General features: G+C 48.0%; 35 protein-coding genes and 1 rRNA gene. 34 read left to right on the top strand and 2 right to left on the bottom strand.

Going from position 1 to position 20,520, the window contains the following annotated elements:
• Positions 1-5: 5 nt before the first annotated feature.
• The 30 genes from rpsC to AC0YN0_RS30535 all read left to right on the top strand — a co-directional run bounded on the left by rpsC (position 6) and on the right by AC0YN0_RS30535 (position 16,511).
• Positions 6-668 carry a 30S ribosomal protein S3 gene (gene rpsC / locus AC0YN0_RS30680; RefSeq protein WP_337103246.1) on the top strand — a complete coding sequence of 221 codons (663 nt, stop codon included), beginning with the start codon at positions 6-8 and terminating at the stop codon, positions 666-668.
• A gap of 2 nt (positions 669-670) precedes the next feature.
• On the top strand, positions 671-1,105 hold the full coding sequence (gene rplP, locus AC0YN0_RS30675; protein WP_337103247.1) for a 50S ribosomal protein L16: 435 nt from the start codon (positions 671-673) through the stop codon (positions 1,103-1,105).
• Complete coding sequence (gene rpmC / locus AC0YN0_RS30670; protein WP_307208493.1) at positions 1,095-1,295, top strand: 50S ribosomal protein L29; 201 nt, start codon at positions 1,095-1,097, stop codon at positions 1,293-1,295. Before rplP ends, rpmC begins: the two co-directional genes overlap by 11 nt.
• Positions 1,296-1,347: 52 nt before the next feature.
• Entirely contained in the window at positions 1,348-1,611 is a 264-nt protein-coding gene (rpsQ, locus tag AC0YN0_RS30665) for a 30S ribosomal protein S17 (RefSeq protein WP_337103248.1), read from the top strand.
• Positions 1,612-1,658: 47 nt separating this feature from the next.
• Positions 1,659-2,027, top strand: coding sequence for a 50S ribosomal protein L14 (gene rplN, locus AC0YN0_RS30660; RefSeq protein ID WP_053373907.1), 369 nt, complete (start codon positions 1,659-1,661; stop codon positions 2,025-2,027).
• Positions 2,028-2,077: 50 nt separating this feature from the next.
• A complete protein-coding gene (gene rplX / locus AC0YN0_RS30655; RefSeq protein WP_307208495.1) occupies positions 2,078-2,431 on the top strand; it encodes a 50S ribosomal protein L24 in 354 nt (117 codons plus the stop codon).
• Positions 2,432-2,461: 30 nt separating this feature from the next.
• Positions 2,462-3,004: a 50S ribosomal protein L5 gene (gene rplE, locus AC0YN0_RS30650; RefSeq protein WP_307208496.1), complete on the top strand. Its 543-nt coding sequence runs from the start codon at positions 2,462-2,464 to the stop codon at positions 3,002-3,004.
• Between the two features lie 26 nt (positions 3,005-3,030).
• The gene (locus tag AC0YN0_RS30645; protein WP_219874746.1) at positions 3,031-3,216 is read left to right on the top strand and encodes a type Z 30S ribosomal protein S14; all 186 of its coding nucleotides are present in this window, start codon (positions 3,031-3,033) and stop codon (positions 3,214-3,216) included.
• Positions 3,217-3,246: 30 nt separating this feature from the next.
• Positions 3,247-3,645, top strand: coding sequence for a 30S ribosomal protein S8 (rpsH, locus tag AC0YN0_RS30640; RefSeq protein ID WP_307208498.1), 399 nt, complete (start codon positions 3,247-3,249; stop codon positions 3,643-3,645).
• Positions 3,646-3,676: 31 nt separating this feature from the next.
• Complete coding sequence (rplF, locus tag AC0YN0_RS30635) at positions 3,677-4,219, top strand: 50S ribosomal protein L6 (protein ID WP_337103249.1); 543 nt, start codon at positions 3,677-3,679, stop codon at positions 4,217-4,219.
• A gap of 60 nt (positions 4,220-4,279) precedes the next feature.
• Positions 4,280-4,648: a 50S ribosomal protein L18 gene (gene rplR / locus AC0YN0_RS30630; RefSeq protein WP_337103250.1), complete on the top strand. Its 369-nt coding sequence runs from the start codon at positions 4,280-4,282 to the stop codon at positions 4,646-4,648.
• Between the two features lie 30 nt (positions 4,649-4,678).
• Positions 4,679-5,176, top strand: coding sequence for a 30S ribosomal protein S5 (gene rpsE / locus AC0YN0_RS30625; RefSeq protein ID WP_337103251.1), 498 nt, complete (start codon positions 4,679-4,681; stop codon positions 5,174-5,176).
• 13 nt (positions 5,177-5,189) lie between these two features.
• Positions 5,190-5,369, top strand: a complete 180-nt coding sequence (rpmD, locus tag AC0YN0_RS30620; protein ID WP_337103252.1) for a 50S ribosomal protein L30 — start codon at positions 5,190-5,192, stop codon at positions 5,367-5,369.
• Positions 5,370-5,407: 38 nt separating this feature from the next.
• Complete coding sequence (rplO, locus tag AC0YN0_RS30615; protein WP_307208504.1) at positions 5,408-5,848, top strand: 50S ribosomal protein L15; 441 nt, start codon at positions 5,408-5,410, stop codon at positions 5,846-5,848.
• Positions 5,849-7,150: a preprotein translocase subunit SecY gene (gene secY / locus AC0YN0_RS30610; protein WP_337103253.1), complete on the top strand. Its 1,302-nt coding sequence runs from the start codon at positions 5,849-5,851 to the stop codon at positions 7,148-7,150.
• A 92-nt stretch (positions 7,151-7,242) separates the two neighbouring features.
• Positions 7,243-7,893: an adenylate kinase gene (locus AC0YN0_RS30605; protein ID WP_307208506.1), complete on the top strand. Its 651-nt coding sequence runs from the start codon at positions 7,243-7,245 to the stop codon at positions 7,891-7,893.
• A complete protein-coding gene (gene map / locus AC0YN0_RS30600; RefSeq protein WP_475824654.1) occupies positions 7,893-8,651 on the top strand; it encodes a type I methionyl aminopeptidase in 759 nt (252 codons plus the stop codon). The genes AC0YN0_RS30605 and map overlap by 1 nt, the downstream gene beginning before the upstream one ends.
• A gap of 3 nt (positions 8,652-8,654) precedes the next feature.
• Positions 8,655-8,942 (top strand): hypothetical protein, encoded by a 288-nt coding sequence (locus AC0YN0_RS30595; RefSeq protein ID WP_442050294.1) that lies wholly within the window; start codon positions 8,655-8,657, stop codon positions 8,940-8,942.
• A gap of 2 nt (positions 8,943-8,944) precedes the next feature.
• On the top strand, positions 8,945-9,160 hold the full coding sequence (infA, locus tag AC0YN0_RS30590) for a translation initiation factor IF-1 (RefSeq protein ID WP_015847200.1): 216 nt from the start codon (positions 8,945-8,947) through the stop codon (positions 9,158-9,160).
• A 42-nt stretch (positions 9,161-9,202) separates the two neighbouring features.
• Positions 9,203-9,316 (top strand): 50S ribosomal protein L36, encoded by a 114-nt coding sequence (gene rpmJ, locus AC0YN0_RS30585; RefSeq protein WP_003333770.1) that lies wholly within the window; start codon positions 9,203-9,205, stop codon positions 9,314-9,316.
• A gap of 19 nt (positions 9,317-9,335) precedes the next feature.
• Complete coding sequence (gene rpsM, locus AC0YN0_RS30580; RefSeq protein ID WP_475824653.1) at positions 9,336-9,704, top strand: 30S ribosomal protein S13; 369 nt, start codon at positions 9,336-9,338, stop codon at positions 9,702-9,704.
• A 19-nt stretch (positions 9,705-9,723) separates the two neighbouring features.
• Positions 9,724-10,119: a 30S ribosomal protein S11 gene (gene rpsK, locus AC0YN0_RS30575; protein WP_090986296.1), complete on the top strand. Its 396-nt coding sequence runs from the start codon at positions 9,724-9,726 to the stop codon at positions 10,117-10,119.
• A 125-nt stretch (positions 10,120-10,244) separates the two neighbouring features.
• Positions 10,245-11,189, top strand: a complete 945-nt coding sequence (locus tag AC0YN0_RS30570) for a DNA-directed RNA polymerase subunit alpha (RefSeq protein ID WP_475824652.1) — start codon at positions 10,245-10,247, stop codon at positions 11,187-11,189.
• Between the two features lie 45 nt (positions 11,190-11,234).
• Positions 11,235-11,600 carry a 50S ribosomal protein L17 gene (rplQ, locus tag AC0YN0_RS30565; RefSeq protein WP_224726618.1) on the top strand — a complete coding sequence of 122 codons (366 nt, stop codon included), beginning with the start codon at positions 11,235-11,237 and terminating at the stop codon, positions 11,598-11,600.
• Positions 11,601-11,763: 163 nt separating this feature from the next.
• Positions 11,764-12,516, top strand: a complete 753-nt coding sequence (gene truA, locus AC0YN0_RS30560) for a tRNA pseudouridine(38-40) synthase TruA (protein WP_475824651.1) — start codon at positions 11,764-11,766, stop codon at positions 12,514-12,516.
• 183 nt (positions 12,517-12,699) lie between these two features.
• Complete coding sequence (gene rplM, locus AC0YN0_RS30555) at positions 12,700-13,137, top strand: 50S ribosomal protein L13 (protein WP_337103259.1); 438 nt, start codon at positions 12,700-12,702, stop codon at positions 13,135-13,137.
• A 20-nt stretch (positions 13,138-13,157) separates the two neighbouring features.
• Complete coding sequence (rpsI, locus tag AC0YN0_RS30550) at positions 13,158-13,550, top strand: 30S ribosomal protein S9 (RefSeq protein ID WP_028609625.1); 393 nt, start codon at positions 13,158-13,160, stop codon at positions 13,548-13,550.
• A gap of 153 nt (positions 13,551-13,703) precedes the next feature.
• A complete protein-coding gene (locus tag AC0YN0_RS30545) occupies positions 13,704-14,399 on the top strand; it encodes a phosphoadenylyl-sulfate reductase (RefSeq protein ID WP_475824650.1) in 696 nt (231 codons plus the stop codon).
• A 134-nt stretch (positions 14,400-14,533) separates the two neighbouring features.
• Positions 14,534-15,301 (top strand): N-acetylmuramoyl-L-alanine amidase CwlD, encoded by a 768-nt coding sequence (gene cwlD / locus AC0YN0_RS30540; RefSeq protein ID WP_475824649.1) that lies wholly within the window; start codon positions 14,534-14,536, stop codon positions 15,299-15,301.
• A gap of 124 nt (positions 15,302-15,425) precedes the next feature.
• Positions 15,426-16,511 carry an Mrp/NBP35 family ATP-binding protein gene (locus AC0YN0_RS30535; protein WP_475824648.1) on the top strand — a complete coding sequence of 362 codons (1,086 nt, stop codon included), beginning with the start codon at positions 15,426-15,428 and terminating at the stop codon, positions 16,509-16,511.
• A 60-nt stretch (positions 16,512-16,571) separates the two neighbouring features.
• On the opposite strand, the gene gerD is transcribed toward AC0YN0_RS30535, so the two are convergent.
• A complete protein-coding gene (gerD, locus tag AC0YN0_RS30530; protein ID WP_475824647.1) occupies positions 16,572-17,267 on the bottom strand; it encodes a spore germination lipoprotein GerD in 696 nt (231 codons plus the stop codon).
• A 270-nt stretch (positions 17,268-17,537) separates the two neighbouring features.
• Here gerD and AC0YN0_RS30525 point away from each other — a divergent pair, with 270 nt between their 5' ends.
• Entirely contained in the window at positions 17,538-18,161 is a 624-nt protein-coding gene (locus AC0YN0_RS30525; protein ID WP_475824646.1) for a KinB-signaling pathway activation protein, read from the top strand.
• Between the two features lie 64 nt (positions 18,162-18,225).
• Here the strand turns inward: AC0YN0_RS30525 and pdaB are convergent, their stop codons facing one another.
• Positions 18,226-19,038 (bottom strand): polysaccharide deacetylase family sporulation protein PdaB, encoded by an 813-nt coding sequence (gene pdaB, locus AC0YN0_RS30520; protein WP_475824645.1) that lies wholly within the window; start codon positions 19,036-19,038, stop codon positions 18,226-18,228.
• Positions 19,039-19,152: 114 nt separating this feature from the next.
• Between pdaB and AC0YN0_RS30515 the strand changes: the two genes are divergently transcribed.
• From AC0YN0_RS30515 to AC0YN0_RS30505, 3 genes are all read left to right on the top strand, one after another.
• Positions 19,153-19,779, top strand: a complete 627-nt coding sequence (locus tag AC0YN0_RS30515) for a stage II sporulation protein M (RefSeq protein ID WP_475824644.1) — start codon at positions 19,153-19,155, stop codon at positions 19,777-19,779.
• Between the two features lie 128 nt (positions 19,780-19,907).
• A complete protein-coding gene (locus tag AC0YN0_RS30510; RefSeq protein ID WP_307208526.1) occupies positions 19,908-20,129 on the top strand; it encodes a hypothetical protein in 222 nt (73 codons plus the stop codon).
• A gap of 315 nt (positions 20,130-20,444) precedes the next feature.
• Positions 20,445-20,520, top strand: a 16S ribosomal RNA gene (locus AC0YN0_RS30505); the annotation flags it as partial.

Here is a 20,520-nt window from a genome sequence, read left to right as displayed (position 1 = left end):
TACGTGTGGGTCAAAAGGTAAATCCAGTTGGCTTCCGTGTCGGAGTTATCCGCGATTGGGAGTCGAAATGGTTCGCAGGCAAAGATTTTGGCGATCTTCTGATGGAAGACGTTAAAATTCGTGAATATTTGAAAAACAAGCTGAAAGATGCAGCTGTTTCCCATATCGAGATCGAACGTGCAGCTAACCGCGTAAACGTAACGATCCAAACTGCTAAACCGGGCATGGTTATCGGTAAAGGCGGTTCCGAGGTGGAAAACCTACGTACGGAGCTTGGCAAGATCACTAAAGGCAAAAAAGTTCACATCAACATCTCTGAAATCAAACATGCTGATCTTGACGCTATTCTTGTAGCTGAAAGCATCGCACAACAACTTGAGCGTCGTGTATCTTTCCGCCGCGCATTGAAGCAAGCAATTCAACGCTCCATGCGTTCGGGTGCTAAAGGGATCAAAACCGCAGTTAGCGGTCGTCTCGGTGGCGCGGAAATCGCACGTTCGGAAGGCTACAGCGAAGGTACAGTACCTCTTCATACACTGCGCGCAGATATTGATTATGGTACAGCAGAAGCACATACAACTTACGGCCGTATCGGCGTAAAAGTGTGGATCTATCGCGGCGAAGTCCTTCCGACTAAGAAGAAAGCTCCCCAGGAAGGAGGCAACTAATCATGTTGGTACCTAAACGTGTCAAACACCGCAAACAACAACGCGGTCATATGAAAGGTCGCGCTAAAGGCGGCACAACAGTAGCATTCGGCGAATTTGGTCTTCAAGCTCTTGAACCGACATGGATCACGAACCGTCAGATCGAGGCAGCTCGTATCGCGATGACTCGTTACATCAAACGTGGCGGTAAAGTATGGATCAAAATCTTCCCGGATAAACCGATAACTCAAAAGCCTCTAGAGGTTCGTATGGGTAGCGGTAAAGGTAACGTTGAAAAGTGGGTTGCAGTCGTTAAACCAGGTAAGATCATGTTTGAACTTGCTGGTGTATCCGAAGAAATTGCTCGCGAAGCAATGCGCCTTGCTGCTCACAAACTGCCGATCAAAACGAAGTTCGTGAAACGCGAAGAAGTGGGTGGTGAAGCAAATGAAAGCTAATGAATTTCGCAACCTAACCTCTGCTGAGCTTGAACAACAGATCACTGGTTTTAAAGAAGAGCTTTTCAACCTTCGTTTCCAATTGGCTACTGGCCAACTGGATAACCCGACACGGATTCGTGACGTGCGTAAAGGAATTGCTCGCGCTAAAACGATCTTGCGTGAAAGAGAACTCGGCATCAGCAGCTAATAATATTTTCTTGCAGTTATGAACCATCACGGCTGTAGGAAGGAGGAAGAACATGAGCGAACGCAATGCCCGCAAAGTGCTAATTGGCAAAGTCGTAAGCGACAAAATGGATAAAACAATTGTTGTTGCTATTGAGACTTACAAAAAACACGAATTGTACCATAAACGTATTAAGGTTACGAAAAAGTTCAAAGCGCACGATGAAAACAACCAAGCGAAAATTGGCGATATCGTGAAAATCATGGAGACTCGTCCGCTTTCCAAAGACAAGCGCTTCAGACTTGTAGAAGTTGTAGAAGTAGCGGTTGTTATTTAACGAGCGATAGCAGTACCTGAGCATTTTTCCGAAAGGAGGACGTTGAAATGATTCAACCATTTTCGCGCTTAGCAGTTGCTGACAACTCCGGCGCTAAAGAATTGATGTGTATCCGTGTACTAGGCGGTACAGGACGCCGCGTTGGTCACATTGGCGACTTGATCGTTTGCTCCGTCAAACAAGCAACACCAGGCGGCGTTGTCAAAAAGGGTGACGTTGTAAAAGCCGTTATCGTTCGCACGAAGCGTTCGGTTCGTCGTAAAGACGGTTCCTACATCGCATTCGATGAGAATGCAGCAGTAATCGTTAAAGAAGATAAGAGCCCGCGCGGCACACGTATCTTCGGACCTGTTGCTCGTGAGCTTCGCGATAAAGATTTCATGAAAATCGTATCGCTGGCACCAGAAGTAATCTAATCAAAACCCTATATAAGCTTGAAAGCACAAGCGTGCAGGAGGTGTAACTCATGCCAAGGTTGAAAAAAATTCTTGAATCGCATAACAATAAATTGCACGTCAAAAAAGACGATACAGTTATCGTTATTACCGGTAAAGACAAAGGTAAAAAGGGCCGTGTAATCGCTGCGTACCCGCGTGAAAATCGCGTACTTGTAGAGGGCGTTAACATGGTGAAAAAGCATACTCGTCCATCGCAAGCAAATCCGCAGGGCGGTATCATTGAACAAGAAGCGCCAGTACACGTATCGAACGTTATGCACATCGATCCGAAGAGCGGTAAAGTAACACGTATCGGATACAAAGTGCTCGACAACGGTAAGAAAGTACGAATCGCTAAACGTTCCGGAGAAGTAATCGACTAATCGTTACAGTAGGAAAGGAGGTCCATGAAAATGGCAGCAAGAATGAAAGATCGTTTTCTCAATGACATCACACCTGCTCTTATGCAGAAGTTCAACTATACGTCTGTAATGCAAGTGCCGAAAATTGAGAAGGTTGTTATCAACATGGGGGTAGGCGAAGCGGTTTCCAATTCGAAAATCCTTGATGTAGCTGTTGAAGAACTACGCATCATTTCCGGTCAAAAACCAGTCGTAACTCGCGCGAAGAAGTCGATTGCCGGCTTCAAACTTCGTGAGAACATGCCAATCGGGGTTAAAGTGACATTGCGCGGCGAGCGCATGTACCATTTCCTTGACAAGCTGTTCAATATTTCGCTTCCACGCGTACGTGACTTCCGTGGTGTTTCGAATAAAGCATTTGATGGTCGCGGAAACTACACGCTTGGCTTGAAAGAGCAGCTGATTTTCCCAGAGATCGAATACGATAAAGTCGATAAAGTTCGTGGTATGGACATCGTCATCGTCACTACGGCAAAAACGGACGAAGAATCTCGTGAATTGCTGACCCAATTGGGCATGCCGTTCACGAAGTAATCCACTTGTAGGAGGTGTAATACCCAGTGGCAAAAACTTCGATGAAAGTGAAGCAACAACGCACACCGAAATTCCAAGTGCGTGCTTATACGCGCTGTGAGCGTTGCGGCCGTCCGCATTCTGTTTTGCAAAAGTTTAAAATTTGCCGGATTTGTTTCCGCGAGTTAGCACATAAGGGCCAGATTCCTGGCGTTAAAAAAGCAAGCTGGTAAAATGCCTAGTTCGGGAAGGAGGTTAACACAATGGTTATGTCTGATCCGGTTGCAGATATGTTGACACGTATTCGTAACGCGAATGTCGTTCGTCATGAGACCGTGGAAATGCCCGCTTCGAAAATGAAGAAGCAAATTGCTGAAATTTTGAAGCGTGAGGGTTTCATCCGCGATGCTGAATATATCGAAGACAACAAACAAGGTATGATCCGTATTTTCCTGAAATACGGCCCTAACCAAGAGCGCGTAATTACAGGCCTGAAACGTATTTCGAAACCTGGCCTTCGCGTTTACACACAATCAACTGAAATCCCACGCGTTTTGGGCGGTCTTGGAATTGCTATTATTTCCACGTCCAAAGGGGTTATGACTGATAAAGAAGCTCGCCAAGTTAAATCCGGCGGCGAAGTAGTCTGCTACGTTTGGTAAGTAACAAGTCACAAAGACAGGAGGTGTAACAATGTCCCGTATTGGTCGTAAACCAATTCAAGTGCCTAACGGCGTTACTATTAACTTGGATAACACAGTTATTACTGTAAAAGGACCGAAAGGATCGCTTTCCCGCGAAGTTCACAAAGATATGAAAGTGAACGTATCGGAGACTGAAATCCTGATCGAACGTCCTTCCGACAATAAATTGCATCGTTCTTTGCACGGAACGACTCGCAGCATCATCGCTAACATGGTGAGCGGCGTTACTGAAGGCTTCTCGAGAAATCTGGAGCTGGTAGGTGTAGGTTACCGTGCGAACAAAGCTGGCGATAAGATCGTTCTTAACGTTGGTTACTCTCACCCGGTGGAGATTACTCCAGAGGCTGGTATTGAGTTTGACGTTCCTGCGAACACGAAAATCACTGTTCGCGGTATCGACAAAGAGCGCGTAGGCGCTGTTGCTGCTCAAATCCGCTCCGTTCGTGAACCAGAGCCGTATAAAGGCAAAGGTATCAAGTACGAAGGTGAACGCATCATCCGCAAAGAAGGTAAAGCTGGTAAGAAGAAATAAGCAAACGGCTCGTTTGCTTAAGATAGCGTCCTAAGGCAATGAGAAAGGAGTGAACCTTGCATGATTACGAAAGGCGATAAAAACAAGGCTCGTCTGAAAAGACACCTGCGTGTTCGCAAAAAAATCAACGGTACAGCTGCACGTCCACGTCTGTCTGTATTCCGTTCCTCCAAGCATATGTATGCACAATTGATCGATGACGTTGCAGGTGTAACGATCGCATCCGCGTCCACAATGGACAAAGAGTTGACAGAAGCTGTCGGCAATGGCGGTAACATCGAAGCAGCTACGAAAGTAGGCCAATTGATTGCACAACGCGCTCAAGCGAAAGGGGTAACCCAAATCGTATTCGACCGCGGCGGTTACTTGTATCACGGCAGAATTTCAGCACTTGCGACAGCAGCTCGTGAAGCTGGTCTGGAATTCTAATCGACTTTACTTATAAGGAGGTTAAATGACTTGCGTGTAGATCCGAATACGTTAGAACTGACTGAAAAAGTTGTTAATATCAATCGCGTAGCGAAAGTTGTAAAAGGCGGACGCCGTTTCAGCTTTAGTGCGCTTGTAGTAGTCGGCGACGGCAAAGGCTGGGTTGGCGCAGGGATCGGTAAAGCAGGCGAAGTACCTGATGCGATTCGCAAAGGTATCGAAGATGCTAAGAAAAACCTGATCCATGTACCACTCGTTGGAACAACGATCCCTCACCTTGTCCTCGGACATTTCGGCGCTGGAGAAGTTCTTCTGAAGCCGGCTTCCGAAGGTACTGGCGTTATCGCTGGCGGCCCTGTACGTGCAGTACTTGAGCTTGCTGGTGTAGGCGACATTTTGACGAAATCGCTCGGTTCTTCGAACTCCATGAACATGGTAAACGCGACGCTAGAAGGTCTTTCCCGTTTGAAACGTGCGGAAGAAGTTGCGAAGCTTCGTGGTAAAACTGTCGAAGAGCTGTTAGGTTAAGGAGGGAAATACGATGGCAAAATTGCAAATCACCCTCGTTCGCAGTTTGATCGGCCGCAACGAGAAACAACGTGCTACAGTTGAAGCGCTTGGCCTTCGCAAAATTCGCCAAGCTGTTGTTTTGAACGATAGCGAAGCTATCCGCGGCATGGTTAACGCTGTTAGCCACTTGGTTAAAGTTGAAGAAGTATAAGATAGCTTTCTAGAAATCAATAAGGAGGTGCACGAACGATGAAATTGCATGAGCTAGCACCAGCACCGGGTTCGACTCAAGCGCCTAAGCGCAAAGGCCGCGGTATCGGTTCCGGAAACGGTAAAACAGCCGGTAAAGGTCATAAAGGTCAAAACGCTCGTTCCGGCGGCGGCGTTCGTCCTGGTTTCGAGGGTGGACAAAACCCGTTGTATCGTCGAGTGCCGAAGCGTGGATTCAACAACCGTTTCCGTACCGAGTATGCGATTGTTAACATTGAAGAACTAAACAGCTTTGCAGCAGGTACAGAAGTCACTCCAGAAGTTCTTCTTGAGCAAGGGATTGTCAAAAATCCTCTTGCAGGAATCAAAATTTTGGGTAACGGTGAAATTAGCGTTTCGCTGACTGTAAAAGCAAGCAAGTTCTCTCAATCTGCGGTAGAGAAAATCCAGGCTGCCGGCGGTAAAACCGAGGTGATCTAATTGTTCAAGACCGTGTCCAACATTTGGAAAGTGGCGGATCTTCGTACAAGGATCCTGTTCACTCTCATGATTCTTCTTGTATACCGCATCGGGGCATTCATTCCGGTGCCTGACGTCGACAAGAGCGTGTTCGATCAAGTCAATGAAGCCGGAACGGATTTGTTCGGCTTGCTTAACACGTTTTCCGGCGGTGCTTTGTTCCAATTCTCTATCTTCGCAATCGGCATTACGCCGTACATTACGGCTTCGATCATCGTACAACTATTGTCGATGGACGTAATTCCTAAGTTTGCGGAGTGGGCTAAGGAAGGCGAGAACGGTAAACGTAAACTTGCTCAGATCACTCGTTACGGTACGGTTGTGCTCGGTCTTGTTCAAGGCTTTGCAACAGCAATCGGCTTTAACCGTCAGTATGGTCAACAAATGATTCCGAACGCTACCTTCGTTGACTACTTGGTCATCGCTATCATCTTGACTGCAGGTACTGCATTCTTGATGTGGCTTGGCGAGCAGATCACGGAGAAGGGCATCGGGAACGGTATTTCCATTCTGATCTTCGCTGCTATCGCAGCAGGTATCCCTGGACATATCCGTACGATCTACCAAGATCAATTCATTGGTGTACAAGACCAATTGTTCTTGAACATCATAAAGGTAATTCTGATTATCGTTGCGATTATCGCAATCATTGTCGGTGTTATCTTCGTTCAGCAAGGTATTCGCAAAATTCCGGTTCAATACGCTAAACGCGTCGTTGGACGGAAAATGTACGGTGGACAATCGACACATATCCCGATGAAAGTGAATGGCGCTGGCGTTATTCCTGTCATCTTCGCGGTATCGCTGATTATGTTCCCAATTACGATTGCTGGATTCTGGGCCGACAAAGGTTGGGCGCAATGGATAATGGACAATATGTACTATGACAAGCCGCTTGGCATGGTATTGTACGTATTGCTCATCATCGGATTTACTTTCTTCTATACATTCGTACAAATCAATCCTGTGCAAATGGCGGATCAAATGAAGAAGAACGGCGGCTACATCCCGGGCATTCGCCCAGGCAAGCCAACTTCCTCTTATTTGACTCGTGTAATGTCACGGATTACACTGACGGGTGCAATCTTTCTGGCGGTTATCTCCTTATTGCCGGTCGTGTTCGGTAAGATTGCTGGATTGCCAACGTCCGTTCAGCTTGGCGGTACCTCGCTTCTAATCGTTATCGGGGTTGCGCTAGACACGATGAAGCAAATCGAGAGCCAGTTGATCAAACGCCATTACAAAGGGTTTATCAATAAATAACAATAGGTTCTGACCGGGCTTTGCGCGATCGACAACGATATTGTGCGGGAAGCCCGCCCGAGCCTATTGTGCTTAAAGCGAGGAACTCGGCAATGAACATTTTATTCATGGGCCCTCCGGGGGCAGGCAAAGGAACGCAAGCTGAACGTATTGTAGAAGAATTCAGCGTACCGCATATTTCCACAGGCGATGCATTCCGTCTTGCTATGAAGCAAGGAACTGCTATCGGTCTTAAAGCGAAAGAGTATATCGATCAAGGTCTGCTCGTTCCTGATGAGATCACAAATGGAATCGTGAAAGAGCGTCTTGCTCTTGATGATTGCAAAAACGGTTTTCTGCTCGATGGTTTCCCTCGCACGCTCCAACAAGCCGAAGCGCTTGACGGGATGCTTGCTGAGCTTAACCGCGGCATCGACCATGTTGTTAACTTGAAAGTTGATCGCGGACTGCTGCTTGCCCGTCTTACTGGCAGACGCATCTGCAAATCTTGCGGCTCGACTTACCACGTGATGTTCAACCCGCCAAAGGTTGAAGGCATCTGTGACAAGGACGGCGGAGAGTTGTATCAACGTTCAGATGATACAGAGGAAAAGGTAGGCACGCGCCTGGATGAGTATACATCCAAGACAGCCCCTCTACTCGATTACTACAGCACTAAAGGTCTCCTGCGCGAAGTCGACGGCGAGAAGGACATCGAAGTCGTAACATCCGAAATCGTATCCTGCTTGCGAGGTTCATTGTAATGATTATATGCAAATCCGAATCGGAGCTGCGCTATATGAGGGAAGCAGGACGCATCGTTGCGGAAACGCATCGGCTAATGGCTTCAGCGGTTAAGCCGGGCATCACCACTGGTGAGCTTGACGAGATCGCCGAGAAGTTCATTAGAAGTCAAGGTGCGATACCTTCTTTCAAAGGTTACAATGGTTTTCCTTCCAGCGTTTGCGCTTCTGTGAATGACGAGCTTGTACACGGCTTCCCTGGGTCACGCAAGTTGAACGAGGGCGATATTGTCAGTATTGATATCGGAGCGCAGTACGAAGGCTATCATGGCGATTCGGCTTGGACCTACGCGGTTGGAGCTGTATCCGATGAAGTTCAAAGGCTGCTAGATGTAACGGAAGCATCGCTTTATGCGGGGCTTGCGCTCATCAAACCAGATGTTCGTTTATACACGATATCGCATGCCATTCAAAAGGTAATTGAGAATGCTGGATTCTCCGTTGTGCGTGAATACGTAGGGCACGGAATCGGCGCGGACCTTCATGAAGAGCCGCAAATACCGAACTATGGTATACCGGACCGCGGACCACGGCTCAAGCCCGGAATGGTACTTGCAATCGAGCCAATGGTTAATATCGGTGAACGATATGTCCATACGCTCGAAGACAATTGGACGGTCGTAACAGATGACGGTTCATGGTGCGCTCACTTTGAGCACACGGTAGCCGTAACAGAGGACGGCTTTGAAATATTGACCATTTTGCCGCAGCAGTCATAGTCTATGGCCATGGATGCGCGTCCCCAGATTGGTCAGTTCGTCAAAGTGCTTCGCGGTAAAGACGAAACAAGCTTGGCAGTCATCGTAGCGATCATCGACGACAGGTTCGTCATGATAGCCGACGGCGACAAGCGAAAGTTCGATCTGCCGAAGAAAAAAAACGTTCTGCATCTTGAACTACAGCCTGAAATAAGCCAAGAGGTAACAAGCAGCATGCTTGAAGCCGGCAGGGTAACCAACGCCAAGTTACGTTATGTGATTCAGAAGTTTATGCAAGCGAAAGGAGAATGACGGTGGCTAAGGAAGACGTCATTGAGGTCGAAGGCACGGTAATTGAGCCGTTGCCAAATGCGATGTTCAAGGTGGAGCTGGAGAACGGTCATCAGATTCTCGCACACGTTTCCGGAAAGCTCAGAATGCACTTTATTCGCATCCTGACAGGAGACAAAGTGGTTATACAGTTATCGCCTTATGATTTATCAAGAGGGCGCATCACCTATCGTAAGTAGGCTTAATAAGCCTGCTGACGAAAGATTCGGGAGGTAATCACAATGAAGGTTAGACCTTCGGTAAAGCCGATCTGCGAAAAATGCAAAGTCATTCGTCGCAAAGGCAACGTTATGGTGATTTGTGAAAATCCGAAACACAAACAAAAACAAGGATAGAAGGAGGAATATATAGCCTATGGCACGTATAGCTGGTGTAGACTTGCCGCGTGACAAACGCGTCGAAATCGCCTTGACGTACATCTTCGGTATTGGCAAGAAGACTTCACAAACTTTGTTGACTGCTGCTGATGTTAACTATGACACTCGCGTTCGCGATCTTACTGAAGACGAATTGGCTCGTTTGCGTGAAGCAATCGACAAAAACGTTAAAGTAGAAGGCGACCTGCGTCGTGAAATTTCGCTTAACATTAAACGCCTGACTGAAATCGGCTGCTACCGTGGTCTTCGTCACCGTCGCGGTTTGCCTGTTCGCGGTCAACGTACAAAAACAAACGCTCGTACTCGCAAAGGTCCTCGTCGGACTGTAGCTAACAAGAAGAAATAAGAAGGGAGGATAATGGACAATGGCTAAACCAAAAAAAGTCGTACGTACCAAACGTCGCGACCGGAAAAATATTGACACTGGCGTTGCGCACATCCGCTCGACGTTCAACAATACGATCGTTACGATTACGGATCCGCACGGTAATGCAATCTCCTGGGCAAGCTCCGGTAACCTTGGTTTCAAGGGATCCCGTAAGAGCACGCCATTCGCAGCTCAAATGGCTGCTGAATCCGCTGCAAAAGCTGCAATGGAGCATGGCATGAAAACTGTCGAAGTGATGGTTAAAGGTCCAGGCGCAGGCCGCGAAGCAGCGATTCGTTCGCTTCAAGCTGCAGGATTGGAAGTTAACCTCATTAAAGACGTTACCCCAGTTCCGCATAACGGATGCCGTCCTCCGAAACGTCGTCGCGTATAGTTGGATCAACGGTGGTATCAAATAACAACAACTTGTGAATAATGGTTGTGAAGGTTTGGCATACTACGAGATTTGACTTAAAATAACGTAAGTAACGGAGCGACGTTTGAAGGAGGGTACTATTAGTGATTGAGATCGAAAAGCCGAAAATCGAAACCGTTGAACTGAATGACGAGGGAACTTACGGACGGTTCGTCGTTGAGCCGCTGGAACGCGGATACGGAACGACGCTTGGAAATTCGCTTCGCCGAATTTTGTTGTCGTCGTTGCCGGGTGCAGCAGTAACCTCGGTTCAGATCGACGGAGTGCTTCACGAGTTCTCTACGGTTCCCGGAGTGATTGAGGATGTTACCGAAATCATTCTGAACCTGAAGGGCCTCTCGTTAAAAATCCACTCCGATGAAGAAAAGGTGTTGGAAATCGACGCGGAAGGCGAAGGGAACGTTACGGCGGGCGACATTCGAGCTGACAGTGATGTCGAGATTTTAAGCCCTGATCTTCACATCGCAACCTTGGCCTCCGGCGCGCGGCTCCATATGCGGATTTTTGCCAATCGGGGACGCGGCTACGTGCAAGCGGACCGCAACAAGAAGGACGATCAACCGATCGGAGTTATTCCAGTCGATTCGATCTACACACCAATTACGCGTGTCAACTACAGCGTTGAAAATACGCGCGTCGGTCAAGTCACTAACTATGACAAACTGACGCTTGAAGTATGGACGGACGGAAGTATTCGTCCGGAAGAGGCTGTAAGCCTCGGCGCTAAAATTTTGACCGAGCATTTGGACTTGTTCGTTGGATTAACCGATGAAGCCAAAGACGCGGAGATAATGGTCGAGAAGGAAGAAGACAAGAAAGAGAAAGTTCTGGAGATGACAATCGAGGAACTGGATCTTTCCGTACGTTCTTACAACTGCTTGAAACGCGCGGGCATCAATACCGTTCAAGAGCTGATCACGAAATCCGAAGAGGACATGATGAAGGTTCGTAACTTGGGCCGTAAATCCCTCGAGGAAGTTCAAGAGAAACTTGAAGAGCTGGGACTTGGCCTTCGTATGGAAGAGTAGAGACCAACTTAGTGTAGACAACAGAGCAAGGGAGGGGAAAACAAGATGGCATATCAAAAACTAGGACGTGACGCAAGTGCACGGAAAGCATTGTTCCGTGACCTCGTTACTGATTTGTTCCTTTATGAGCGTATCCAAACGACTGAAGCTAAAGCGAAAGAAGTTCGTTCTATCGCTGAGAAGCTGATCACTAAAGCGAAGCAAGGTGATCTTCATGCTCGTCGTCAAGTAGCAGCTTATGTTCGTCGCGAATCCGTTAACGGTGAGCAAGACGCAATCCAAAAGCTGTTCTCCGAACTGGCCACCCGTTACTCGGAACGTGCGGGCGGATACACGCGTATCCTTAAACTAGGACCTCGTCGCGGCGATGCTGCGCCTATGGTTTACCTAGAACTGGTTGACCGCGCGTAATTGACCGGACCTACCGCAAGAGCTGCAATCGTCCTTCTTGAAGGACGATGCCGCAATTGCGTAGTATATAAGCCTCGTGCGTATATACAGAGAAAGGGTGGACCCTTGCGGCCACCTTTTTTTATTGGGTAACTAGCTTGGAGTGGCAAGGGAGGTGTTAGCGATGCGAAACATATGCGTGAAAGTAAGCTATGATGGAGCCGGCTTCAACGGTTTTCAGTCGCAGCCTTATGGCAGAACGGTTCAGGGTGAAATTGAGAAGGCGATCAGGCTATTGACCGGCGAGACGATTATTATAATCGGTTCGGGACGCACCGATGCTGGCGTGCATGCGCAAGGTCAGGTATTCAACTTCTATACGGAGTCGACCATACCGACAGAACGGTGGGCTATTGCGCTCAATACGCGCTTGCCGAAAGATATCGTCATTATAGAGGCCATTGATGTGCCGGAACACTTTCATTCTAGACGTTCAGCCAAACGCAAGACGTACCGCTATACGATCGATACCGGGAAGTTTCCCGATGTGTTCGGGCGGCAGTACCGCTTCCATCATCCGGCTCCTTTGAACGTGGAGGCGATGCGAGAAGGACTCATGCACCTCATTGGCGAGCATGATTTCACCTCGTTCACTTCGATCCACTCGACTAAGCCGCATCATGTGCGTACGGTGTATGAGGCCGACTTTGTGCAGGAGGGACCTATCGTTCATATGTACATTACCGGCAACGGATTTTTGTACAATATGGTTCGGGTTATTATGGGAACCTTGTTGTGGGTAGGCCAAGGAAAGCTTGACCCGGACGACGTGAAACGGATCCTGGACGGCTGCAATCGTTCACTTGCAGGACCAACGGCAATGGCCCACGGACTAATGCTTCTGGACGTTGAGTATTCCAGCGAAACGCCATTATAATTAACTATAAATTGCTTGCTTATACCTAGTCTTTATAGTATAATATAACTTGTGCTTTCGAAGTGGCTATCCCACAGCCCCGACTGAGAAAGTTACAAACTTGGCGATCAACAATGAATAACAAACCAACGGAAACGTTGTTATAAAAAACGATTAATGTATAAGAATTAAGGAGGATCATCCATGCGTACCACCTATATGGCTAAGCCAAATGAAGTTGAGCGTAAATGGTTCGTCATCGATGCGGAAGGCAAAACGCTTGGTCGTTTGGCTAGTGAAGCTGCAGCGCTTATCCGCGGCAAGCACAAACCGCAATTTACGCCACATGTTGATACAGGAGATTTCGTCGTTGTCATTAACGCTGAGAAGATCGTATTGACAGGCAAGAAAATGTCGGACAAAATGTACTACCGTCACTCGATGTACCCAGGCGGTCTGAAAGTTACACCGGCACAAGAAATGATCAAAAACAAGCCAGAACGCGTTATCGAATTCGCAGTTCACGGCATGTTGCCTAAGAACCGTCTTGGCGACAAAATGAAGCTTAAACTTAAAGTATACGCAGGTGCGGAACATCCACATCAAGCACAAAACCCTGAAGTTTACGAACTTCGCGGGTAATAAAGAGGAGGACAAGTTTCATGGCTCAAGTGCAATACTATGGAACCGGTCGTCGTAAACACTCTGTTGCACGTGTACGTCTTGTGCCGGGTGAAGGACGAATCATTGTTAATAAACGCGATTTGAATGAATATTTCGGTTTGGAAACACTCAAGCTGATCGTAAAACAACCGCTTAACCTAACTGATACGCTTTCGAAATATGACGTATTGGTTATCGCTAACGGCGGCGGAATGTCCGGTCAAGCTGGCGCTATCCGTCACGGTATTTCCCGCGCATTGCTCAAAGCTGACCCAGAATTCCGTCCAGCTCTGAAACGCGCAGGCTTCCTGACTCGTGACCCGCGTATGAAAGAACGTAAAAAATACGGTCTTAAAGCGGCACGTCGCGCTCCACAATTCTCGAAACGTTAATAGGTTCACGACGATACCTTCTCTGTACTCTAGGGAAGGTATTTTTGTTTTTAACGTATATTGGTTCAAACAATGGATTGAACAATGACTACGAAAGACTTATAATTTTTATACAGACCACTTTACTAGGTATTAAAATCGGAGGGCAACGCTATGAATCTTTTTGAAAAAGAAGCGCTTATCGCGAAACAAGCTGTTGAGCTTGAGAATGCGACGCCAGAGGAAATCATCGCTTTTGCGGTTAAGACATTCCCTAATATTACTTTCGCCTGCAGCTTCGGTGCGGAAGATGTTGTTTTGGTAGATATGCTTCAAAAGGTTAGTCCTAAGACCGATATTTTCTATCTGGATACGGATTATCATTTCAAAGAAACCTATGAGACGCGCGACCGCATGGTGGAGCGTTACCCTGGCATTCCGTTCGTAGAAGTGAAACCAGAGCTAACGCCTGAAGAGCAAGCGGCGGAGTTCGGCGAAGAGCTGTGGAAATCGGACGCGAACGCTTGCTGCAACATTCGTAAAGTTAAGCCGCTTACGAATATCCTTGCGAAATACGAAGCTTGGATTACTGGTATTCGCCGTGATCAAGCACCTACTCGCGCGAATTCGAAGAAAATCGAATACGATACAAAATTCGGTTTGGTGAAATTTAACCCCATCGCCGGTTGGACAAGTGAAGATGTATGGAACTACATTCGCGAGAATGACGTCATCTATAACCCTCTGCATGACCAGAACTACCCAAGCATCGGCTGCGAGCAATGCACGCGCAAAGTTATGCCGGGCGAAGATCCACGCGCAGGACGCTGGTCGGGACAAGAGAAAACGGAATGCGGATTGCATAAATGATTTAAAACTCCAATCGATTTTTTTTCGAGAGGAGCGACTATGAAGACAAGACTCACATAATACACCATCTCGTCCCATATAAATGATAGTGTGCTGTTGCCGCATTATTATATGAAGGACGGGGTGGTTTTTTTATGCGCCGATTAGGTCGGCATTTCGTCGTATGGATTAATTATAAGGGAGCGATACGAATCGCCATTGGCTTACTCGTCATCGCCTTAACAGCCGTACTGCTCGGACAAGGAATGCCAGCGGCCCGAACGTGGTCGTATTGGACGATGCCGTTGTCGGGCAAGACTATTGCCATTGACGCCGGACACGGAGGCGTGGATGGGGGAGCGATGAGCAAGGAGGGGGTTATCGAGAAGGACTTGAACCTTGCCATAGCTCTTTATTTGCGCGATTATTTGCAGCAGGCAGGCGCTGTTGTCTTAATGACGCGCGAAGGGGATTATGATCTCGCCACAGGAGACTCACGCGCCTACAGCAAGCGCAAGACCGAAGATCTGAAGAAGCGTGTCGCGCTCATCAAAGAGAATCATCCAGCGGCCGTCATCAGCATCCATATGAATAGCATCCCATCGGATAAGTGGTCGGGCGCACAGACTTTTTTCCACCCGGACAAACATCCGGACAACCGATCGCTTGCGACGCTCATTCAAGATGAGATTAAACGCAATCTTGAGAACACAAGCCGGATGCCAGCGTCGAAAAAAGATGTTTATGTGCTGAAGGAACTTGCGGACATGCCGACAGCGCTCGTTGAGGTAGGGTTTCTATCCAATCCGGGAGAAGCGGCGCGACTGGCGGATACGGAATACCAGCGGCAGGTTGCCGCATCGATCTATCAGGGCATACTAAGGTATAGCTCGGGCGAGAAGGTTGCCGATGTGCAGGAGTAAAGCGCGCAACTGGCTAAAGAGTCATATTTCGCTAGTTGGCTGATGGACATAGTGTGCTATAATTAAGTGATTAAATATAAGATCATTTATCGAAATGTGATCACATAAAGGTGGGACATAACCGATGTTAACGCGTGAACAAGTGATTGATCTCGTCGGTTCGGTGACGAGTACGTATAGCGCGGATGGGATTACAATCCGCGACGTTATGGTAAAGGACCGTCAAGTATCATTGACGGTCCTTGGGGCTGGCGCGGACGTACAGCCCGCGCTGGAAGCCTCGCTTCGCGAGGCGCTGGCGCGGGAGGGCGTTGAAACCGTGCGTTGCCGGTTTCGAAGCGAGCCCGCGCCTGACGCTGGCAGCAGCAAGGCAGAGCCTGCTGCGAAGCCAGCGTCAGCTGGGGCGGCGCCGGTGCAGGGACACGGCACCGGCCTCGCCAGCGCGTTGCTGGATCCTGCCAGCAACGTGAAGTTCATCGCCGTCGCCAGCGGCAAGGGCGGCGTCGGCAAGTCCACGGTGACCGTCAATTTGGCGGTCGCCCTAGCCCGCAGGGGCAAGCGCGTCGGCATCATCGACGCCGACATCTACGGCTTCAGCGTGCCCGATATGATGGGCATAGAGGAACGTCCGAACGTTGTGAACGAGCGCGTCATTCCGATCGAGAAGTTCGGCGTCAAAGTGATGTCGATGGGCTTCTTCGTTGAGGACAATAGCCCGATCGTATGGCGCGGACCGATGCTCGGCAAGATGCTGCGCAACTTCTTCCAGGAAATCGAGTGGGGCGAGCTCGACTATTTGCTGCTCGACTTGCCGCCAGGCACGGGCGACGTCGCGCTTGACGTCCATCAGATCATCCCGCAAAGCAAAGAAATTATCGTTACGACGCCTCATGCGACAGCTGCATTCGTGGCGGCGCGGGCAGGGGCAATGGCGATTAAGACCGAACATGAGATTATCGGCATTGTTGAGAACATGTCGTATTACGTCTCAACCTCCACAGGGGAGAAGGAATACGTATTCGGACGCGGAGGCGGAGCTCGCTTAGCCGAATCGCTAAATGCGGATTTGCTCGCGCAAATTCCGCTCGGGGCGCCGGACAACCATATATCCGAGCCGGACTTCGCGCCTTCGGTCTATAAGGAAGATACAGAAACGGGCGGTATGTACTTGGAACTGGCCGATAGCGTGCTAAGAAAGCTCGAAAGCTAATCTAATTTTTTAAAAAAAGCCAGAACAGCATCATACGCTGTTCTGGCTTTTCTTCTGCTCCTACATGCCCGAATCTTCACCGCTGCCCGAGTCGTCCGACGATTGATCATCCCCGGAACCTTGCTCTTCTTCCTTCGAAGCGTCTTCTTCTTTCTTCTTCTCAACCTTCTCTTCAGGGTTAGGCTTAAGCTCTTCCTGCACCGCTTTCTTCATAAGGTCAAGCACTTCAAGCCGGAAAAGCGGATTTTGCATCGATTCCTGCATGAGCGACATGACTTCTTTGCGGTATTGCGTGCTTTGAAGCACCTCGAGAATCATTTTGTCCATTTCCGGCGTTTTGAGCACTTTAACAAGATCGGCTTGATACGTCGGATCCTTAATCAATTCCTTATGAATGTCCTTGTTCTGCTTGTTGACGGCTTTGGCGAATTCACCCGCGAACCTTGTATCCACCATCAGCTTCTTAATGACTTTGTCGTAGTCAGGTGAGATGAGCACGTCTTTTACAGCGAGGCGCACTTCCTCTTGATCCTGAACGGATAGAAGCTTCGACGTATTGCCGTTATAGCCGGACATCTGCTGCGAAGATTCTTGAAGCGCCTTTTGGGCATCCTCGGTCTTCAAAATGTCGATGACCATTGACTTCATATCCTTATAACTCACCTGTTGGTTTCCGCCTGACGGTTCTGAGCCGCAGCTAGTCAATACCATCGCCAAAGCAGGGATAACCAACAATAAAGCCCATCGATTGCGCATATGGCCTTGCTCCCTTCTATGTCAGCACTTGTGTAATCTTCGCAAGAAGCAGGGGTGTTCTGAAATTGTATATTGAGCAGATTGATGACCTTATTATGCGCAATGTTCACCGTATTATCATGAGTGACAGTTAGCTTTTTGCCCCGAACGTGGTAAAATAAAGGGTGTTTGCATAAGGCTTGTTTATTGACCTTACGAATGATTACAATCCGGCTGATGCATAGCTGAATATGCGTTGACGTTGAACCCATTTTACAGGAGGAATTGGAATTGAATTTACGCAAATGGTTCTTTTTATTTTGGAGCTGCATGGCAGTCGGTGCGCTTGCTTGCGTTGTTAGCGGCTCGATCATGTCATGGACGGATCAGGACTTCGGCTTTATGGGTCTCGAAGCAACGGGCTTCAACGCTTTGATGATGGCTATTGTCGGCTTGATGATCGGTGCGTTCAGCCAAATGGGCTTCTTCGCATATTTGACACTGAATTACATCGCGCTCAGCGTATTCCGGAAAAAATATTTGTGGAATGCCTTGCAAGGCTATACGACTGCATTCGCAGCGTTCGGACTAGGATACGTCTTATTCGAGCAGCGGACGAACAATTGGTTTTTCTGGGTGTTGCCTCTAATCCTGCTCATCCTGTCGATTGCCGTCTCTTGGTACAAAGTAAAGCAGACGAACAAAACCGCATTCGTACCGACAATGTTCCTTATGTTCGTGATTACGTTTATTGAAGCTTGGCCCGCGCTGCAAGGAGAGACGAACGTATCTGCTATCGTCTTTATGATGATTCCGTTATTCGTCTGCAATGCGTACCAAATTATGATGATGCATCGATTGGTCAGCAATAAAGCGGCCGACCCCGCAGCAAGCACTGCGAAGCCGGTCGTCTAATACAACGAGCGGCTCCGATTGCGAGCCGCTCATTGTTTATCCTATTCAATTATTAATGACATACTTACGGCTGTTCATCGGCGCTCCATTGCGTGTAAGCGGCGATCGATGCTGATTTCTCCTGTACGGGCTTGCCTTCGATATCCGTCTGGGAAATCAGCTCCGATACGTTAACGAAATCATAGCCGTTGCCGCGCAATTGATCAATAATAGCCGGGAGAGCTTCCGCGGTTTGCTTGGCGGAGTCGCTTGCATGCAGTAAAATAATATCGCCTGGATGTGTTCTGCTCACGACCCGATTCACAATCTTGTCCGTTCCGGGACTCATCCAGTCAAGCGAATCCGTATCCCATTGAATCACTTTGTAGTTGAGCTCCTCAGCGATACGAAGGACACGTTTGTCGAAGTCTCCGTTAGGGAGTCGGATCAGGCTAGGCTGTTTGCCTGTTACATCGGTTAAGATCGTATGCGCGGTCGTAATTTGTTTGCGGATCTCTTCATCGCTGAATTTGCTGTAATTATCATGCTTATGGCCATGGCTTCCAATCTCATAGCCGGCATCAATAATTTTTTTCACAATCTCAGGATGGGACTGACTCCATGGCGAAGACAGGAAGAACGTAGCTTGCTTGACGTTTTTTTCTTTCAACACATTAAGAATCGGTTCTGTCTTTTTTTCGCCCCAGCTAATGTCGAACGTAAGAGCGACGATCTTCTTCTCCGTTGGTATGCTGTAGATGGCTGCCGGCTGCTGCGGAGCGAAGACGGTAATGTTGTCGCGTTCCGCATAGATGATGCCGATAGAGAAGGCGACAGCAATAGCAATTAAGAAGTACCTTTTCAATTTCTGACCGTTGAGCACATAAAAAACATTCATAACCATGCTCTCCTCTCTAATTTGCGCTTGTTGTACAATCTATGCTCGTACACCCAGTTTATTCATGCTTGTTCGATTCAACCGAAAGTTCAACTGATTAGGGAGGTTTTATTCATGTTTAAAAAGAAGTCGATCTTGGATCATCTGAAGCAGATGAATCCGTATATTACTTTTGGGTTTATATTGTTTTTTGCGGGCATGGTCATTGGAGGGACGAATCCCGTCTTTCATGCGTTTCTGAATAATCAACTAGCCGGACTAAGCGGCTTAGCCGACGTTGCCGAGAATTCGGACAATCCGACATTGACGCTTTCCATCATCATCTTCCTTAATAACGCGATTAAAGCTGTGTTCGTCATGTATTTGGGTGCCTTCTTCGGTATTATCCCTTTATTGTTTATCGTGGTGAATGGGATGCTGATCGGTTATCTATTGCAAAATATCGCTGCCCAAGAGGGAGCAGGTTATATGGCATCGGTTGTTCTTAAGGGCATTTTGCCGCACGGTATTATTGAGATTCCAGCTATCATTATCGCTTGCGCCTATGGTATGAAGTTCGGAACGCTTGGTTTGCGCGGCTTTGGCAGCCTATTGTTCAGCAGATCGAAGCTTCCGGCGATCGGCAAAGAGTATGAGACCTTCGTTTCACGAACCGTGCCAATGATCGTTATTCTTCCTATTGCAATGCTCGTGGCTTCCATAATCGAAAGCACACTTTCAGTTTGGTTGTTGTCGTTGTAATATTATTTCCAATATTTGAGCATAACAGTAAAGCAGTGTCCTAAGCATTATCGACGGCACTGCTTTTCTGTCACATGGGGGACGGTCCAATTGCGCTTTGTATTTGATAAAGGAGGCCGCTTACGGTTATGCTCGGAATACTGTTCAACGATAAAGAATGCAAAGAACTCGATTACGTATTGCGCAAAGAATTGGACGAAATGCTGCTGGACCTGAATGATTCGAGATTGGATGGAGATATTAAGCAAGCGATCGCGCGGAGGTACAAAATCATCTTCCGTATGTACGCACGCATTGCATCTCCCAAAGAGTTATCGCGCTATGCGCTTAATGCCCGCACTTACCGGTAAGAGGCATACATACAGTGAAGCGGCTGGCGTCTAACGGAGGCGATCAGCCTGCACTGGATCAGTTGTTATACAGCTGCTTAAGTAGGCGTAATAATGGCATTAATAATGTTTTTAAAAAAAATTGAAAAAAGGGGTTGCAATAAAATGGGCCCCTGTGATATATTATAAAAGTCGCCGCTGAGACAAACGGCAGACACGCAAGAAACGTAAGACAAGTGATTGTTCTTTGAAAACTGAACAACGAGCGAAACTGCCAGTTAAGAAGCTTCGGCTTCTGACTAAAGCAATAAAAAGTTTTTGAGCAAGTCAAACACCTTTATGGAGAGTTTGATCCTGGCTCAGGACGAACGCTGGCGGCGTGCCTAATACATGCAAGTCGAGCGGAGTTATT

The sequence above is a fragment of the Paenibacillus sp. J22P218 genome, from assembly GCF_056269195.1.
The sequence above is the reverse complement of the archived record's forward strand: the minus strand, read 5'-3'. Positions and strand labels throughout refer to the sequence as shown.

What these genes read in the sequence shown, in the direction of transcription:
- rplP (WP_337103247.1), top strand. Translation starts at nt 671, where the DNA reads ATGTTGGTACCTAAACGTGTCAAACACCGCAAACAACAACGCGGTCAT.
- rpmC (WP_307208493.1), top strand. Translation starts at nt 1,095, where the DNA reads ATGAAAGCTAATGAATTTCGCAACCTAACCTCTGCTGAGCTTGAACAA.
- rpsQ (WP_337103248.1), top strand. Translation starts at nt 1,348, where the DNA reads ATGAGCGAACGCAATGCCCGCAAAGTGCTAATTGGCAAAGTCGTAAGC.
- rplN (WP_053373907.1), top strand. Translation starts at nt 1,659, where the DNA reads ATGATTCAACCATTTTCGCGCTTAGCAGTTGCTGACAACTCCGGCGCT.
- rplX (WP_307208495.1), top strand. Translation starts at nt 2,078, where the DNA reads ATGCCAAGGTTGAAAAAAATTCTTGAATCGCATAACAATAAATTGCAC.
- rplE (WP_307208496.1), top strand. Translation starts at nt 2,462, where the DNA reads ATGGCAGCAAGAATGAAAGATCGTTTTCTCAATGACATCACACCTGCT.
- rpsH (WP_307208498.1), top strand. Translation starts at nt 3,247, where the DNA reads ATGGTTATGTCTGATCCGGTTGCAGATATGTTGACACGTATTCGTAAC.
- rplF (WP_337103249.1), top strand. Translation starts at nt 3,677, where the DNA reads ATGTCCCGTATTGGTCGTAAACCAATTCAAGTGCCTAACGGCGTTACT.
- rplR (WP_337103250.1), top strand. Translation starts at nt 4,280, where the DNA reads ATGATTACGAAAGGCGATAAAAACAAGGCTCGTCTGAAAAGACACCTG.
- rpmD (WP_337103252.1), top strand. Translation starts at nt 5,190, where the DNA reads ATGGCAAAATTGCAAATCACCCTCGTTCGCAGTTTGATCGGCCGCAAC.
- rplO (WP_307208504.1), top strand. Translation starts at nt 5,408, where the DNA reads ATGAAATTGCATGAGCTAGCACCAGCACCGGGTTCGACTCAAGCGCCT.
- AC0YN0_RS30605 (WP_307208506.1), top strand. Translation starts at nt 7,243, where the DNA reads ATGAACATTTTATTCATGGGCCCTCCGGGGGCAGGCAAAGGAACGCAA.
- map (WP_475824654.1), top strand. Translation starts at nt 7,893, where the DNA reads ATGATTATATGCAAATCCGAATCGGAGCTGCGCTATATGAGGGAAGCA.
- AC0YN0_RS30595 (WP_442050294.1), top strand. Translation starts at nt 8,655, where the DNA reads ATGGCCATGGATGCGCGTCCCCAGATTGGTCAGTTCGTCAAAGTGCTT.
- rpmJ (WP_003333770.1), top strand. Translation starts at nt 9,203, where the DNA reads ATGAAGGTTAGACCTTCGGTAAAGCCGATCTGCGAAAAATGCAAAGTC.
- rpsM (WP_475824653.1), top strand. Translation starts at nt 9,336, where the DNA reads ATGGCACGTATAGCTGGTGTAGACTTGCCGCGTGACAAACGCGTCGAA.
- rpsK (WP_090986296.1), top strand. Translation starts at nt 9,724, where the DNA reads ATGGCTAAACCAAAAAAAGTCGTACGTACCAAACGTCGCGACCGGAAA.
- rplQ (WP_224726618.1), top strand. Translation starts at nt 11,235, where the DNA reads ATGGCATATCAAAAACTAGGACGTGACGCAAGTGCACGGAAAGCATTG.
- truA (WP_475824651.1), top strand. Translation starts at nt 11,764, where the DNA reads ATGCGAAACATATGCGTGAAAGTAAGCTATGATGGAGCCGGCTTCAAC.
- rplM (WP_337103259.1), top strand. Translation starts at nt 12,700, where the DNA reads ATGCGTACCACCTATATGGCTAAGCCAAATGAAGTTGAGCGTAAATGG.
- rpsI (WP_028609625.1), top strand. Translation starts at nt 13,158, where the DNA reads ATGGCTCAAGTGCAATACTATGGAACCGGTCGTCGTAAACACTCTGTT.
- AC0YN0_RS30545 (WP_475824650.1), top strand. Translation starts at nt 13,704, where the DNA reads ATGAATCTTTTTGAAAAAGAAGCGCTTATCGCGAAACAAGCTGTTGAG.
- cwlD (WP_475824649.1), top strand. Translation starts at nt 14,534, where the DNA reads ATGCGCCGATTAGGTCGGCATTTCGTCGTATGGATTAATTATAAGGGA.
- AC0YN0_RS30535 (WP_475824648.1), top strand. Translation starts at nt 15,426, where the DNA reads ATGTTAACGCGTGAACAAGTGATTGATCTCGTCGGTTCGGTGACGAGT.
- gerD (WP_475824647.1), bottom strand. Translation starts at nt 17,267, where the DNA reads ATGCGCAATCGATGGGCTTTATTGTTGGTTATCCCTGCTTTGGCGATG.
- pdaB (WP_475824645.1), bottom strand. Translation starts at nt 19,038, where the DNA reads ATGAATGTTTTTTATGTGCTCAACGGTCAGAAATTGAAAAGGTACTTC.
- AC0YN0_RS30515 (WP_475824644.1), top strand. Translation starts at nt 19,153, where the DNA reads ATGTTTAAAAAGAAGTCGATCTTGGATCATCTGAAGCAGATGAATCCG.
- AC0YN0_RS30510 (WP_307208526.1), top strand. Translation starts at nt 19,908, where the DNA reads ATGCTCGGAATACTGTTCAACGATAAAGAATGCAAAGAACTCGATTAC.